This window comes from Mycolicibacterium sp. lyk4-40-TYG-92, from assembly GCF_030209435.1.
Taxonomy (GTDB): Bacteria; Actinomycetota; Actinomycetes; order Mycobacteriales; family Mycobacteriaceae; genus Mycobacterium.
The window spans coordinates 953,408-968,266 of record NZ_JARVRX010000001.1 but is presented as its reverse complement, the minus strand read 5'-3'; the positions used below and the strand labels follow the sequence as shown (position 1 = coordinate 968,266).

13 protein-coding genes are annotated in these 14,859 nt (G+C 60.7%); 6 read left to right on the top strand and 7 right to left on the bottom strand.

What is annotated here, in order from left to right; translation table 11 throughout:
• Both QRN63_RS04760 and QRN63_RS04755 read left to right on the top strand, forming a co-directional pair.
• Positions 1–788: citrate/2-methylcitrate synthase (locus QRN63_RS04760; RefSeq protein WP_285029652.1), on the top strand; the 788-nt coding region annotated here is incomplete at its 5' end.
• Between the two features lie 156 nt (positions 789–944).
• On the top strand, positions 945–1,301 hold the full coding sequence (locus tag QRN63_RS04755; RefSeq protein WP_285029651.1) for a Dabb family protein: 357 nt from the start codon (positions 945–947) through the stop codon (positions 1,299–1,301).
• A 451-nt stretch (positions 1,302–1,752) separates the two neighbouring features.
• Here the strand turns inward: QRN63_RS04755 and QRN63_RS04750 are convergent, their stop codons facing one another.
• Both QRN63_RS04750 and QRN63_RS04745 read right to left on the bottom strand, forming a co-directional pair.
• Complete coding sequence (locus tag QRN63_RS04750; protein ID WP_285029650.1) at positions 1,753–2,358, bottom strand: TetR/AcrR family transcriptional regulator; 606 nt, start codon at positions 2,356–2,358, stop codon at positions 1,753–1,755.
• A gap of 503 nt (positions 2,359–2,861) precedes the next feature.
• Positions 2,862–3,014 (bottom strand): hypothetical protein, encoded by a 153-nt coding sequence (locus QRN63_RS04745; RefSeq protein WP_285029649.1) that lies wholly within the window; start codon positions 3,012–3,014, stop codon positions 2,862–2,864.
• Between the two features lie 1,202 nt (positions 3,015–4,216).
• Here QRN63_RS04745 and QRN63_RS04740 point away from each other — a divergent pair.
• The gene (locus QRN63_RS04740; protein WP_285029648.1) at positions 4,217–5,578 is read left to right on the top strand and encodes an alpha/beta hydrolase family protein; all 1,362 of its coding nucleotides are present in this window, start codon (positions 4,217–4,219) and stop codon (positions 5,576–5,578) included.
• Between the two features lie 155 nt (positions 5,579–5,733).
• Here the strand turns inward: QRN63_RS04740 and QRN63_RS04735 are convergent, their stop codons facing one another.
• The 5 genes from QRN63_RS04735 to QRN63_RS04715 all read right to left on the bottom strand — a co-directional run bounded on the left by QRN63_RS04735 (position 5,734) and on the right by QRN63_RS04715 (position 11,491).
• Positions 5,734–7,485, bottom strand: a complete 1,752-nt coding sequence (locus tag QRN63_RS04735; RefSeq protein WP_285029647.1) for a helix-turn-helix domain-containing protein — start codon at positions 7,483–7,485, stop codon at positions 5,734–5,736.
• A 32-nt stretch (positions 7,486–7,517) separates the two neighbouring features.
• Positions 7,518–9,041 carry a hypothetical protein gene (locus tag QRN63_RS04730; protein ID WP_285029646.1) on the bottom strand — a complete coding sequence of 508 codons (1,524 nt, stop codon included), beginning with the start codon at positions 9,039–9,041 and terminating at the stop codon, positions 7,518–7,520.
• Between the two features lie 245 nt (positions 9,042–9,286).
• Positions 9,287–10,300 carry an ImmA/IrrE family metallo-endopeptidase gene (locus tag QRN63_RS04725; RefSeq protein WP_285029645.1) on the bottom strand — a complete coding sequence of 338 codons (1,014 nt, stop codon included), beginning with the start codon at positions 10,298–10,300 and terminating at the stop codon, positions 9,287–9,289.
• Positions 10,290–10,967 (bottom strand): hypothetical protein, encoded by a 678-nt coding sequence (locus QRN63_RS04720; RefSeq protein WP_285029644.1) that lies wholly within the window; start codon positions 10,965–10,967, stop codon positions 10,290–10,292. The genes QRN63_RS04725 and QRN63_RS04720 overlap by 11 nt, the downstream gene beginning before the upstream one ends.
• Complete coding sequence (locus tag QRN63_RS04715; protein WP_285029642.1) at positions 10,964–11,491, bottom strand: sigma-70 family RNA polymerase sigma factor; 528 nt, start codon at positions 11,489–11,491, stop codon at positions 10,964–10,966. The genes QRN63_RS04720 and QRN63_RS04715 overlap by 4 nt, the downstream gene beginning before the upstream one ends.
• A 376-nt stretch (positions 11,492–11,867) precedes the next feature.
• Between QRN63_RS04715 and QRN63_RS04710 the strand changes: the two genes are divergently transcribed.
• The 3 genes from QRN63_RS04710 (at position 11,868) to QRN63_RS04700 (ending at position 14,822) form a co-directional block, all read left to right on the top strand.
• Entirely contained in the window at positions 11,868–12,026 is a 159-nt protein-coding gene (locus tag QRN63_RS04710) for a hypothetical protein (RefSeq protein WP_285029641.1), read from the top strand.
• A gap of 258 nt (positions 12,027–12,284) precedes the next feature.
• Positions 12,285–13,430, top strand: coding sequence for an HNH endonuclease (locus tag QRN63_RS04705; protein ID WP_285029640.1), 1,146 nt, complete (start codon positions 12,285–12,287; stop codon positions 13,428–13,430).
• Positions 13,431–13,433: 3 nt separating this feature from the next.
• Entirely contained in the window at positions 13,434–14,822 is a 1,389-nt protein-coding gene (locus QRN63_RS04700) for an SMODS domain-containing nucleotidyltransferase (RefSeq protein ID WP_285029638.1), read from the top strand.
• The last annotated feature ends 37 nt before the right edge of the window (positions 14,823–14,859 follow it).

The window sequence follows — 14,859 nt, the reverse complement described above, 5'->3', positions numbered from 1 at the left end:
TGTACCCGGACAACTCGCTGAACCTGGTCGAGAACTTCCTGCGCATGACGTTCGGTCTGCCGGCCGAGCCGTACCAGGTGGACCCCGAGCTGGTCCGCGCCCTGGACATGCTGTTCATCCTGCACGCCGACCACGAGCAGAACTGCTCGACGTCGACGGTGCGCCTGGTCGGCTCGTCGCAGGCCAACCTGTTCACCTCGATCTCCGGTGGCATCAACGCGCTGTGGGGCCCGCTGCACGGCGGCGCCAACCAGGCCGTGCTGGAGATGCTCGAGAAGATCCGCACCGAGCACAGCGACGTCCGCGACTTCGTCAAGAAGGTCAAGAACCGCGAAGACGGCGTCAAGCTCATGGGCTTCGGCCACCGGGTCTACAAGAACTACGACCCGCGGGCGCGCATCGTCAAGGAGCAGGCCGACAAGATCCTCGGCAAGCTCGGCGGCGACGACGAGCTGCTGGACATCGCCAAGTCGCTCGAGGAGATCGCCCTCACCGACGACTTCTTCGTCGAGCGCAAGCTGTACCCGAACGTCGACTACTACACCGGCGTGATCTACCGGGCCATGGGCTTCCCGACCCGCATGTTCACCGTGCTGTTCGCCCTGGGCCGCCTGCCGGGCTGGATCGCGCACTGGCGTGAGATGAGTGCCGACCCGAGCACCAAGATCGGCCGGCCGCGCCAGATCTACACCGGCTACACCGAGCGGGACTACCCCAATGACGATCGTAGCTATACAACGGCTTTCAATTCGGCAGACTTCGGCACCCTGGAATTCGGGGCAGTTTGAGTGGCGTGCCAGCAAGGTCATTTCCGCCCGCCCTCACGGCCTGCCTCAGTCAACCCCGCCTCCGTCGCACCTGGAGCTCAATGGCCTAGCCGCCTTGCCAACCGCGGCCGTTCGACATCGGCAGTTAAGCCCCAAGCGAAGGAAGCGACCACAGACATGCCCGTAGCCCACGTAGTCACATTCACTTTCAAAAGCAACACCCCACCTGAATCAATCGCCGAACTCAGTGCCGCCCTCGACGAACTCGCTTCAGAGACTGCGGCTCTGAGCTATAGGCACGGCGCTGATCTGAACATCCGGCCCGGCAATGCCGACTACTCCGTCACCGCGGTCTTCGAAGACGAAGCTGCCTTCAACACCTACATTTCGTCGGAACGACACGTGCAGATCTTGCACGGGCTGATTGAGCCGTTAGGCGAGAACCGGTCGGCGGTGCAATTCGCAACCACGCCCTACTCATTCGGACATCGCATCGCGTATGGGCCGGCGCGCCCGCGGGCGCTTCTGGACTGATCAGTCTCCTCCGTTGTCGGCGCTTGGCGCCACCGACAACTCCCGAGAGGAGGTGCGAAACCCATGGTAGGCAGAGTGATTGCCACTAGAGCCAGCATTTTGGTCGTCGTCGACTGGGTCGCCAGATGGCGCATCCGCACTGCGGTGGGCCGTAGGTGATGCCTCAGCTGACGGTGGCCAGACGGTCCGAACAATTCGATCCATGGCTAACCGGGCCTTACAGGCTTGGGGTGAACGCAGATCAGGGCGGCTCCGGCGACAGCCAAATGTTGACTCGATCGTGGAGACGATACTGGTTGCGGCGCATCGGAAACGCGCACGACACCCGCGCAGTCATGGTGCACCACAACGACAGGCGTGACCGTCACCTCGGCGAGAGCAGTGCCGATCTATCCCCGTAGCTAACTCGGACTACTGATGTGTTGAGTGTATTCGCCGCGGAACTAGACGCTCATTCTTGACGTTCGCAGCCGCCCCTGAGGCTCGGCAGCAACACATCGTCAACCAAGATCCGGATCGTCTCCTCGGTCGGTGGCCGGTCAGCAACCAGGGCACGGAAAACTAGATATCCCGGCAACAGATCGAAGATCTCCTCGTTAATAGCTGACATATCAATCTCGCCGCGTTCGACTGCCTCGGCAAGTACGCCGTCTATCACCAACTTGCGGAGGAGCACAAACTTCTGCTGCATTACTGTCTGAAAGCCAGCGCTATGTGACACCTCGTTCAGCATCGCTCGCATGGTCATCGTGCGTTCGCGCTCGTGCTCACAGACCGATCGGCCGATCTCGATAAGGTCTCCGCGCAGTGAGCCGGTTTGAGGCGGTACCGCAGAATTAGGGGTCCCCTCGATAAACGCCGCCAGCACCAAATCGGCCTTCGATGGCCAACGCCGGTACATCGTGGCCTTACTGGCCTTAGCCTCGGTTGCCACCGCTTCGACGCTCAGACGGTCATACCCGTGTTCCTGCAACAACTCCAGCGTGATCGCCAAGAGCTCAGCCTCACGATCACTCCAGGGACGGCAAGAAGCATCACCCATGTCATCGGCGGTCATGTCATCCCTTCCCTCGGCACATGCGAGCTACTCGCCATGCACTCCCGAATGTGATTACAGCAGCCGTTCCCGGCACTTCAACCTACGATGATGGGACCGCGTCTGTGAGTAACCTTGCGAACGTGCTCATCTGGCATCGGCACCAACTACTTTCCCACTGCCGCCGTACCGGTTCTCATGTGCCAAGAGCACGATGCCGTCGCGACCGGGCCTCGGCGCATCGTTCCAGAGCTCAGTGCTGTTGTGGCAACACGCGATCGGCATGCCTCTGAAATGCCGATGTGGTGGTCCTCCTGCCAGCCCTTGGCGCCAACCAAACCTGGCTATCAGTGTCCCAATCGAGCAACAAGGCCAGCGCCGGATTAAGCACCAACATCAGTCCGTTCAGCTGCCTGTAGCGGCGTGGCGGCGGCTCACCTTATGTCCCGGCGGCTGCCATTTCCATGCTCTCCTATGTCAGTAAGCCAGTTCATCTTCACTGGCCAAGTCGGCAAGCGATCGGGCTAGATCTGCTTGCGGCCACTCGACTCGATCTGGCTGCCGGCAATCAGCGCGATGGTCACGGCGATCCCTGCTGCCATGGCCCAGAAGATCGGGCCTCGCTTGCGTAGTGACGTCACGGCTTTTCTTCCGAGTTCCTTAGGTTTGTCGAGCACGCTTCCGAAATGTAGCGGCCGGGTTATCGGTGCCTGATGGCAGTGTTCCGACTTGGGCGCGCACGAGCTCGACTCCCTCTTACTCGGCCCTTACCTTCGGCACCCCGGGCACGCTCCCCACTTCTCTGGCGCGCCGTAGATTCTCGCCAGTCGCTCGTCCAGCAGTCGGTCCATCGTGGTGCTGGTGCCACCTACGCCGCCCAACGGATCAACTGCTCCGACGATGCTGCTCGTCAACCTATGGGCTGCGCAATCGGAAGGTGGCATGGGGCGACTCTGAACTGAGGCGACTCTCAACGACCCCCGGCATCTTGATCAGCACTACTTTCCCAGCACCAATAGCGTTGCTGCACTGAGCTATTCATGAGATCTGTGGACAGCGCCAAGCAGAACGAGTCGGGCCGGTACGACCAGAATCCACTGTAGAAGGCATCGAGGAGACCACGTGACCTCTCATAGAATTGGCAATTTGCCAAGTTGTGCCATCTCAAATGACGAATTGCCATGCAGATTGAGAAGTGATACCTCCATGTAGGTTGCATTTCTCCGTGTCATATCACGATGCCCTGACCTGCGCTTTCACGCGATTGCATCAGGTTTGGCGGACGAGTTTTTGCATTCTAGATGGCGAATCCTAGAACGGTACGGTGGTGCATGAATAGAAGTCCGGACCAGGTCTCCGCCGAACCCACCAGCGGCGACCAATTCGCTGGTGAAGTTGTTCGAAAAAGGCTTCCGCACAACAATATTCGATACCTCCACGCGGACCGTCCACTCGCACGGGACCCCGATGATTTCCAGCGACAACATGTTGCTGGCGGGGATGTGTTCGTGGGAACTCTGCCCCGTACGAGCGCGATGGTTCAGCAGACGTGACGGCAGTCCCGGTGGCGGTAAACCGCGGGGGCACCGGCCACGTGGACTGCGGCGCACACAGATTGCCACACCCGGCTGATGGTCCGCGAGAGACCCGGATCGTCAGTTGAGCTACCACCGGTGCGCTCAGTTACCGGCTGCCAGCGATGCCCGTAATTCTGTGAATGACCTGTAAATGAGGCGACAGGTCTATACGTAGACGGATTGTTCGGGTCGGATTGGTTTCACTACAGACTGCGAGGTCGGCGTGGTCGGCTGTCCGTGGTTCGACGGCAATCGTCACATCGCATGACCAATATTGGTGTGTCACGGCGGGGGTGTGCGAAATGACAACGGCGTCTGATGCAAACGATGTTTTCGAGCCGTTCAGCGAGCCGGAGTCTGCGGGGCCTTCTGCCGAGTTCGAAGGCTCCAATGTATGCCGCGCTGCCGCGCTGGCTGCGTTGCTTCAGGAAGCGTCGATCGCGCTGAGCGGATTGGCGGAAGAACAGCGTTCCCTTGGCTTTTCCGACGCCATGATTGAGCGAGCCGGCGCCGGGTGGCGCGAAGGTGACCCGTTTGCTCAGGACGGCATACGTGAAATTTCTGAAGACCCAGATGCCGCGCGGGTGGGCCGGTGGGTCACGCTCAACGAAGATTCCGATGCCCGGAGCGCAGTCAATTTTCTGATCGCGATGCTGGGAAGCGGTCTTGAACGTGAATCAACCGCCGCCGCAGCGGCCCTGTGGCAAGGGCTCGGCTTGCGGTCAAGGAGGCGATGGCCGCCACCGGGTCCGGATCGGTGGCGCATGTTGGGGCTCTTGGCCGATGACCCGAGCGACGTGCTTTCCAACGTTCCGTGGGGCCCATGGTCCTGGTGGTACGAACCCGACCCGGCCATAGGTGCTGGCGAGCCATTACAGCGCGAGCCGGTTTTTTGGGACGCTGGGCAATGGCGAGAGATCTACCGGCGCTTGCTGTCCAACACAGCCGACGATCAGTATCTGAATTCGTTTATTGTGACCGCGCTTTCACGCGGGAGGCTGGATGTGGCACTACGATCGCCCGACGCGATTTCGCGGTCGCTTGCGTTGGCTGCCGTCGGCGGCGTCGCCCCAGCTGATGATGTTCTACCGGCGCCGCCGGAACCGCTGCTGGCCCCGCCGCAGGCGGTGCCCGCCTCGACGATGATTCACGGCACGTCCGGGTGGAAAGGAAGTTGGTGGCGCCCGGGCGGTGCGTTCCATCAGTTTATTCTCGGCAACCACCGGCCGAATCTGTACCGCCTGGGAACGAAATACGGCTGGAGCGGAGCTCTTAGCGCCGGCGAGCGCGCATTGGCGGCAACCGATTTTCTGGAGTGGGCTGCTGAGGCGTCTCCCCCGGGATTGCAAACAGTCTTCGGTCACAGCTATGGGGGTGAAGTGGCTTGTCGTGCAGCCAATCTCGGTACACCAATTGATGAACTCGTATTGCTCAGCACGCCCGTCAGCCGACCCGTTAAAGACGCGGTCAACGCAGGGATCCGTATCATCGATATCCGGTTGAGGTTCGACCCGATTCTCGCCTTGACCCTTGAGCGTCAACGTCTTCCGAAGAGGTCGAACGTCACCGAAGTACTACTGCGACGGTGGCGGCTGGATCATTCAGCCAGCCACGAAGAACACGTCTGGCGAAGCGACGATATCGCTGCTCGTGCCCGACTATGACGCCACCCCGGGTGCAGGCAGTCGACCATGCCTGCGCCTGGCGACCGCCGGACGCAGGTGCAACGGTGATCGTAAATCTTTAGCGTCCACAGCCTCATTGGCTGCAACCGCCGATCTGGCCAACCACCGCGGATTGGCTCCGCAAAATTAGGCTGTCAGAACGCCAACATCAGCTCGCTGCACTCCGAGTCAAGTAACCCAACAGCCTCACGAGCAGCCTGATCGTCCGCCGAAAGATGGGGCGCCGCCAACGCGGCCTCACGATCTTCGGCACGGACACTCTGGTGACCCCGTTCGGTAGCGAATAGGCCGGCTTGTGCTACTGCCACACCTCGCACGTCGGCGATCTCCTGGTAGATCTTGGTCGCTTCGTCGAATTGCTGTGCCGCTAGGTCGAAATCTCCTGCGTACCGTGCACACACCGCGATCTTGCGGGTTAACACAGCAGCGGCCCAAGAATTGTCTTGCGCCGACATCTGGCCATGGAGCTCACGAAGCTTGACCAGCAGTTCCGCGGCGGAATCAGCGTCGAGATGCTTTTCGTGGCATTCGGCTTTTGCCACCTCCAGCGAGGCATACGACAGCGCCTGCCAATGTGAACTGCCGACAGACTCAAAATGCTCGGCGGCGGCGGTAAAGAGCTCCGTTGTCCGAGCCGTATCCAGATCGACCTCGGCGGCCCAGAATGAGCTTTCAGCGATCAGCCTCAAATAACCGTGCTTCCGGGCAAGGCGTAGTGCGCTTTGAGCTGTCTCGGCGGCGCAATCGCGCGCGCCACTCGAGTAATGCGATCGCGTCACCAACGTAAGCGCAGCCGCCTGGCCGTAGGCATACGCTGCATCGGAGAAGAGCCGAACGGCTTCGTCGCCGTGCTTAATGGCGCTGGGTATGTCCCGTCCCCCCTCTATCAAGCATCGGGTGTAGGCGCACCAACCGAGGCGTATCAGCCCAGCAGGACCGCTTACACGCCCGGCGAAGTCCTCGGCACGCTGCAAGTCAGCCAGATGCATGTCGCTCTGCTGCGGGAGGACAAACAAGCCTGCGCGGGCCCGGTCATAGGCTGCACGCGCGCGCAACAAATCCTCGCCCGATCGCTCGGCGATGGCCTCGGCGCTCTCGGCGAGATCCAACGCGTCCTCGCCAGCTTCAGCCGACCCTGACGAGCGCAGCAGCACACCCGCGACACCAAGCGCCGACACACGCAACTGCGGACTGAGATTGCTGTCGTTTCCTGCGCGCAACAGATCGGGCAAGAACTCCGCCGCGGTCCGGGCGTTTGTATGAGTGAGTCCATCCACGAACTCCACCAACTGGGCGGTATCGGCTAGCCCACGCGTGGCGAGGGCCGGAGCAGTCTCAGGGTCGGGTGCCGATCGAAGGTCAAGCGTGGCCGTGAGGTCGGTTTCAGGCTGCACGTCCAGTCGACGGTACAGGCGCTGGCGTTTGTCGCCGACTCCCTCGGCTCGTTCGACTAGACCTTCTGCGAGCAGTTGGCGCAGCACACGTGACACCACGGTGGTCGGCGAGTTAACGAATTCGCCGATGGCTGTCGGGTTCGCGACGCCAGCGTCGAGGGCACCCAGGACCTTGTCGCGGAGTGTCTCACTGCCAGGATTGAGGGCCGCCGCGGCGACAGTGCGGTTGTGTAGATGCTGACGCACCACACCCAACAACGCGGCGAGTGGCAGCGCCCAGTGCCCCTTGATCTCATCGGATTCCGCATTAGACCGTTCCGACTCGAGATCGGCGATGAGCTGCAAAATGACCGGTTCGGGCTGGTCAGTGTCGAGCACATCGGAGATCGCCTGCCCCAGCAGCGCCACACCACCGATGTCGGCGGGGCGGTTAAGCAACCGGGGCCGCACAGCAGTCAGCATCTGATAGGGCGACAAGGTGGAACCAGACATGAAAGTACAATACATGTCTAATACTGGTTGCGCTAGACGGCGCGGTCCACTGCGGTACCGTCGGGTAGCTCTTCCGGCCAGATGCTCAACCCACGCGCGGCGCTGTCGAATACCAAAATGTGGTCGCGGTCGGGGAAGTTCGCGGTCACGATGCGGTGTTCGTACTTCGCCAACGGCATCCCGACGAGCGCGCCCTCGACAGCGTTGCCGAACCAGTCAGCTGGGTTGTTCACTGCAACCGACGTCGTTTGGCCGGCCAGAACGAGGGCATTCGCGGCGGCCTTAAAGTCGCCGTTTTTCTCGGTCATGTTGCACACCAACGTCACGGAAGGTGCCAATGCCTCCAGAACGTCGAGCAACTGGCCCTCAAGCAAGTCCGCACAGATCACGACGACGGCTGACAACTTCGCGCCCAGGTAAAGCCTGACCTCGTTGGTTGCGACGATGTCCTCGCGGAATTCGACGGTATCGGTGGACGTCGTGCCACTTGCGGCCACGGCTGTCGGCTTGGGCGGCGACGAGTGGTCACACACCATGGCCTCCAGCACTGTCCGCGGCACGGTCAGGGCGAAGAACCCCGACTTCGAATGCTGCCGGTCGTTGACCGCACCGGCCCGAGGAAAATGGACCCGAACCGAATTGCGTTGCTGATCGGCGTCGACGTGATGGAAGCTGCCGGAAATGACGACGCGCAATGCGTGGGAGTCTGCTTTTGCGCAGACCACAGTGCCGGGCTCGGATAGGTGCCCCGCTATCGCCGCGACGGCTGACTCCGTCATAACGAGCTCGGGGAGCAGGGCGATCCCCGCCCCAGCATCAGCGGCATGTCGTAGACCGGTCAGCACGCGTTCGACTTGTGTGTCCTCGTTGTGCGGACGGATGCCGAAGAACCGGCAATCGGCGTCCGACGGAGCGGATAAGCTCTTTAAGCAGAGTTCGTCTAGCGATTGGTTGGGCTGAATAAGCGCCACTCTCAGCGAGCCCTCGTGATCAACGGAGCGGCTGAACTGCTCACCGCCTACCCGATCGATGATCACGTTGAAGGAGCCGGCCTTGCTACGGCGCCACAGGGCCAGGCCACCGACGGACGATGGATCATTGCGGCGACGTTCAGGCCTAGGCCGTGCAGACAATCCTTTTGTGCCGCCGTAGATCGTCGAGCATGCACCGGTCGCCACGGGAAATGGCTGCATGTCTTCGAGCGACTGCACCGAAGGCCCGTGGACCGACGCGGAGAAGTCCTGTGAAATCGCCAACGAAATACGGTGCGCCGCACACCAAGCGGCCATCGGGCGATCATTGGAGTCGGCGACGGCCTGAGCAATCGCGTCAACCTCCTCTGGAGCGAGAAACGTCCGGAGGTCGCCGCCAACAATCGTGCAGATGCGCCCGTAGACATCGAGGGCGCGCTCCCCCACCGAGTCGAACGCGTACCCGGCGTCAGTGCGCAAAATCGCATATCGCAGGCATGCGACGGCGACCTCGGCGGCGCCTACCGCGTCCGTTGTCAAAGATTTGTACAACAGTTCAAAGGCCGGGTCGCTCGGTTGGTTCACCCAGATCACCCCCCGTCGCTAGTAGCATAAGTCCGCCACGGTGCGCAGGTGGCAAATATCGAGACCCGAGTCGTTCGCGGCATCTGTCGACGCCAATTCGCCACCGCCCTTGGGCGGTCAATCATGTACTCGACACCGCGCCGACATCTAATAACCGTACCGGTCGGCCAGCCGAATCATCACACCGCACGAATGCGCGCAGAAGTAGCTGCCCCGCTTGCTCATTCGACAGGGCGGGCTGGGGCTCAGCGGCAGTCTTCACACAAGCCAGCGACCAGGAGATGCCTTTGGAACTTCAAATAACAACTCGTGCAAGACTCTTCGCGTTCAGCGCGACGATCGCAATTGCATCGCTTACACGAAGGACAGAACTGTTGGCCGCAGTCGTCGCAGGGATAACCACGTACTGTGAATGTGCGTCCACAGCACGTGATCTGGGAAGAGGGCCTGCGGTCGAATTCATTAGGTTGATCAATGTGTAGTTGTTCGGCGTTCCAAACATCCAGATCAGCCAGAATTGCGATCACGCGAGTGCCCTCGCACACCGCGTCCGCATAGTAGTCACGCTGGGTGCCCCATCGCGCTCTCCAGTAGCTGCGTCTAGTCCAACTATCTCCAGACCGCATGTTGAGGAACGGATGTCCAGCGGGCACCTCGTTGCCCGGCCATGGAAAGACGTTCGGCCAGCCTTCCTCGACGTCGGGTCTCAGGCTGGCATATGAAACAACGGCAGCAACTCTATCGATCAAAAGTACTGAACCGCAGCAGGTTAGGCGTCTGGCCAGAGCGATAGCACACACCGGCCCGCTTGCTTCGCTGCGGTTGAACAGATTGATCACGTGGGAGGCACGGACAGGACCTGCTCCAACGACAGAATCAATCAGCGCTTCCGGTAGCAGCAGGCGCTGTGCGATTCTGTCGCAAAGTGTTTCGAGCATGCGTTGCGGCTCTGGCTGATCGGCCAGCCAGTCATATAGCTCGTCCTGTTGCTCGATGAGCCAGTGAGCGAGTTCGTGGGCCAGTGTGAAGTTCTGGCGTTTGCTCCAACGTGTCGGTGCGTAGAGGATGACGCCGTCCTGCAGGTACGAAACTCCGTCGCATGCGCCTCCGTCGTCTCGTCGTTGGGCGAGATGCTCGACAGGTTGAACCTTCAGCTCTAAGGTGTTGCGAAGAGCATCAACAGGGTCGGCAGCGAATCTCGTGCGCACGTCAGCTCCCAGCAGCCCCAACGCAAGCTCTGTGGCGCGGTCAAGATCCATGATTTGGATTCTCTCGTTCTTCCATTGTGCTGATGAGTGCCTCCAGCGACTGCAACATCTGGTCTTCATCGGGTCGATCGCCGCGGTGGACGGTGGCAAGCATCCGCGATCGCAGTGCAGACGACGCCAACGCATTCGACACACCTTGAAGCCGCGCCCACCGCCGCGCCAAGCTTTCGAAACGAGCGGACCGCATGGTCGAGGCAAGTGTTTGACTGTCAGTTGACAAACTGCGGTCCATCGTGAGCTGGTCCGGCAGGACGCCGAGCACTTCGGCGATTGCCCTAATCAGTGCTGGCGCCACATCCGAATGCGTCTGGTTTTCCCATTGGAAGACGTCGCGCACAACGATGTCCCACCCACGACTCTGTAACCGATCTGCGATGTCGCTTGTCTTGAGCTTCGCATTCTTTCGCGCGCGAGACACGGCGCGAGGATCCAGGCTAATCCGCGGGTCCGGGATCAGTCCAAGCATGGCAGCAACTGGGTCGGTCTCTAAAGGAGGCGCTCCGTGGCCCGCCTCCCACAAAAGGTCTGCCACCTCTATTAGCGAAGCGATCTCGGCCCGTTTTTGCTCGGGCCAGTCCTCAATGAAGTACCGAACGTCCTTGTGTGATTTGGCTTCAAGGAAGTCCTGCAGAATCCTGTCACGATCTTCATTGGTCATCTGCTCCCTCCTGTCAAACCCATGGCGTCTCTTAATATCCGGATGGTTGCGGTAGAGATTTGACTCACGCGTGCCGGTGTGACACCCAATTCGGCGGCGACCTCAGACCGCGGACGATCACGCGCGACGTACTCCCACGCCACAAAACGTTGTTGCTCGGTCAGCAACGGAAAATACTGGGTCACCTGGCTCGCCTGCCGTTGCCGATCGATGGCCTCGTCGATGTCCTCAACTTGGTACCGGGGATCGGCGGTGTCGTGTCCCTCAGACGGCGGCGGCCCCGCGTGGCGGACCACCGCAGAGTCAACGATGTCGAGGGCGCGTCGTTGGGTGGTCCTAACTAAAACCGCTTCCCAGCTAACGACACCAGCTGGCGGCGATTTCATCAATGAGAACATGGCCGCTTGGACAGCGTCATCGGCCTGGTCAGCAAGTCCAACCTCACGCAGCACTTTAGCGGCGACCCTGTACATCGCGTCGCGATGCCTCTGATACAGGGCCGCCCAGTCTGGATGATCGGGCATCATCCAGACCTCACCGATGGCTGATCAGCACGGCGGCACGCCATTGCACCTCCAACTCGTCGGCTACCCGCGCCAGCCTGTTCTGGATCTTGGGCTTACAACATGTAGTCGATACAGACGCTCATCGGGTTAGAAACGCTGACAACGACCAGCCCCGGGACACGTCGGCACAAGCGCCCCGTCGCCAGTCCAGTGCTGACAGAGCTCAAGCTGACCTCACTGACGTGCAGTTTTCCTGCGTTCGGCTATGCCGGTGGCGGCTGAACTCGCCGCGGCAGCAGAGTCCACTAACTCAGTTGACGGCTGTGTCGACTACTAGGTGAGGACATGCTGCACCACAGTCGACGGTCGAGTCCTCGGGGAGGAGGTGAACATCATGGCGAAGAACACGGGGCGCGACTATCGCGTCGGAGCGGTCAAAGGCCGCAGCGAGTTCAAGGTCGGGCAGACCTGGTTCAAGCGGGACACAGCCACTGGACGAATCCTGGACGGCAGTCCGCACGAACACAAGGGCGTGCGCAACGAAAAGAAGTAGAGGTTTCTCGCCGGCGGCTGGTGCGTCCGGCCGCCGGCGCGCCACACGCAAGTTCGACAGCCTCAAGTAAGCGGGTGCCCTGTAGCTATCACTCATTTGCATGCGTCCGATCTCGGCACAGAACACTTCTATCAATGACGTATCAGGCTATACACCAACAGGATTCCGTACCGATCTACCGGGCATCCGGCTGGCGGTGTGGTGATAGGTGTCGATGCGGTTACAGGACAACCGCCTACCCCAGAGGAGACATTACGTATGGCGCTAGCCGATCTTGACCGCCGCATATTGTGGGTCCGAGCCGGAGGCCGCTGCACCCTGTGCAAGAAATACCTCCTCGAGGGCGGCCTCAGCAGCAAGGAAGTCCCGCTTGGGGAGGGCGCGCATATTGTCGGCGCAGTCGCGTCGGCGAAGTCAGCCCGCGGTCTTGATCCGCTGCCCGTTGAGCAGCGAGATGACGTCGACAACATCATGCTGGCGTGCTCGGGCTGTCATACCGAGATCGATCAGCAGAAGGTGGCGGGTCTACTTGACGTGGACTTCCTGAGACAACGCAAGCGTGAACACGAAGCCGACATCCGAATGCAAACCGGTCTGCTGAAGGACAAGCGCACCGCGATCGTGCGGATGGCCGGCGATATCCGTGGAGACGTGATGGAACTCCCTCGACCTGCGGCGGCTGAGGCCGTCATCCGTCATGCACAGCGATTCCCGAGTTTTCTGGAGTCCTACGATCGTCAAGGAGTGGAGATCGACCTGCAGAAGCTACCGGGCGAGCATCCTCTGACCCCTGCCTACTACGACGCGGCCATCACCACCATCGATAATGCAGTCGATCACCGCATCCGGCCGGGCATTGTCAACGGCGATATTTCGCATCTGAGTGTGTTCGCGATCGCTCGCCTGCCGCTGCTGATCTACCTGGGGTTCAAGCTCGACGATGGGGTACCGCTAGATATCTATCAGCGGCATCGCTACACCGGTTCTTGGATGTGGCCCCAAATCGACGATCCCGGAACCGATTTCCATGTATCGGTGATCAACGGCGAGACTTCAGGCACCGGGGGCGTACTGGTTACCAATCTCTCCGGAACAACACCTCCGAGCGACCTTCCCCATGACCTTCGCGAGTTGCCGATGTGGACCCTGCTGCCTACCGGCGAGCCCGCCGAGGACATCTTCTCTCACCCGGCTGTTCTCGCCCGGTACGTCGCCGCGCTACGGACCTACTTCACCAATCTGGAAGGTACACATAAGCAGCTGCGCAGTCTCCATTTGTTCGGGGCGTTGCCACTGTCAGGTGCACTCGCCTTCGGGAGCATCCTCAAGTCCGCCAATTTGCGACCGACCATCGTCACTTACGACCGGACCGGCGAAGGCTACCACCGGGCCTTGGAGGTATAGACCGTGTCCACCGACTTCGACGCACACTTCACCGCCTTCCTCGAGAGCACGGTAAATCTCAAGCAGCACCGCCTCGACCAGCTCGATGCACGTGTTACGGCAATTACCAACGCGTTCAAGCGAGATGGTGAAATGGGTGGCAGGTACAAGGAGCACCTGCCACAGGGCTCGTGGGCTCACCAGACCATCATCAATCCCGTCACCGAGTACGACGAGTTCGACGCCGACATTCTGCTGCACTTGGAGAACGTTCCGGAGTGGAACGACAACCCCAGAATGTATCTGCAGCAGGTGCGAGCCGCGTTCAAGCGCAGCAGCCAATACAAGGACAAGCTGCAGCGGAAAAACCGCTGCGTGCGCATCTCCTACGCCAACGACTGCCATGTCGACGTTGTGCCGGCCGTCACCCTCGAGGACGGCAGTCAAGCCATCATCTACTACCGCGACAACGTATTTGAAGAAACCAACCCGGTTGGATTTGCGGACTGGATGAAAGAGCGTGATGACATCAGCCGTGGTCAGCTGCGGCGAGCCATTCGATTGATGAAGTGGCTGCGCGACTTCAAGAACACGTTCACATGCCCCTCGGTCATCTTGACCGTGATGCTAGGCGGGCGAGTCCAGCTCTGGGACAGCCACAGCGCCTACACCGACATGCCCACTTCCCTCGTACATCTACTGGAGTCGCTGGATACCTGGTTGTCCACCTACGCCGGAAGTCCACCGCTGGACGACCCCAGCTGCCCCGGTGTCAGTTTCAACCACCGCTGGGACGACCCCGTCGTCATCGCCAACTTCAAGTCGAAGATCGCTGACTACGCGCGATGGGCACGCGAAGCCTACGACCTGCAAGGCGTTGACGACGCCGCCGCCCTAATCGCCTGGCAAAAGCTATTCGGGCCCGAGTTCGCGGCCGACGAAGTCAAGGCCGCCCGCAACGACATCGTGGCCGCCAAGATGACCCGGGAGCTCGCCGCACGCGTCACTGTCCTGCCGCCGGCCGACGTTGCACCAGACGAAGAATTCATCCACGACCGGTACCCGGTCAGCGCTCCGCGCTACAGCGCAAACATCGAAGCCACAATTATTGACTTGCCGCGCAACAGCTTTCTGCGCAAGGAGCGAAGAGTTGCAAAGCGTCGGGAATTGCAGTTCTACCTGCGCACCGACGCACCCGAACCATACGAAGTGCTGTGGAAGATCCGAAACCACGGACCCGAGGCGGCCCGTGTGCGCGGCGGGCTACGTGGCCAGATCCGCCCCGGAGGCAACAAATCCCGCAATGTACATAACGAATCAACCCTGTATCGAGGCTCACACTACGTCGAGGCATACGTGGTGAAAGATGGCGTGGTCGTCGCAAGCGACCACCATGCCGTGACGATCGAATAGGCAGTCGTACCATACATGTCGTCGGCATTTGGCTCGC

Coding starts and splice junctions, on each gene's coding strand:
- QRN63_RS04755 (WP_285029651.1), top strand. CDS start 945: ATGCCCGTAGCCCACGTAGTCACATTCACTTTCAAAAGCAACACCCCA.
- QRN63_RS04710 (WP_285029641.1), top strand. CDS start 11,868: ATGGCGAAGAACACGGGGCGCGACTATCGCGTCGGAGCGGTCAAAGGC.
- QRN63_RS04720 (WP_285029644.1), bottom strand. CDS start 10,967: ATGACCAATGAAGATCGTGACAGGATTCTGCAGGACTTCCTTGAAGCC.
- QRN63_RS04705 (WP_285029640.1), top strand. CDS start 12,285: ATGGCGCTAGCCGATCTTGACCGCCGCATATTGTGGGTCCGAGCCGGA.
- QRN63_RS04740 (WP_285029648.1), top strand. CDS start 4,217: ATGACAACGGCGTCTGATGCAAACGATGTTTTCGAGCCGTTCAGCGAG.
- QRN63_RS04735 (WP_285029647.1), bottom strand. CDS start 7,485: ATGTCTGGTTCCACCTTGTCGCCCTATCAGATGCTGACTGCTGTGCGG.
- QRN63_RS04750 (WP_285029650.1), bottom strand. CDS start 2,358: ATGACCGCCGATGACATGGGTGATGCTTCTTGCCGTCCCTGGAGTGAT.
- QRN63_RS04715 (WP_285029642.1), bottom strand. CDS start 11,491: ATGCCCGATCATCCAGACTGGGCGGCCCTGTATCAGAGGCATCGCGAC.
- QRN63_RS04725 (WP_285029645.1), bottom strand. CDS start 10,300: ATGGATCTTGACCGCGCCACAGAGCTTGCGTTGGGGCTGCTGGGAGCT.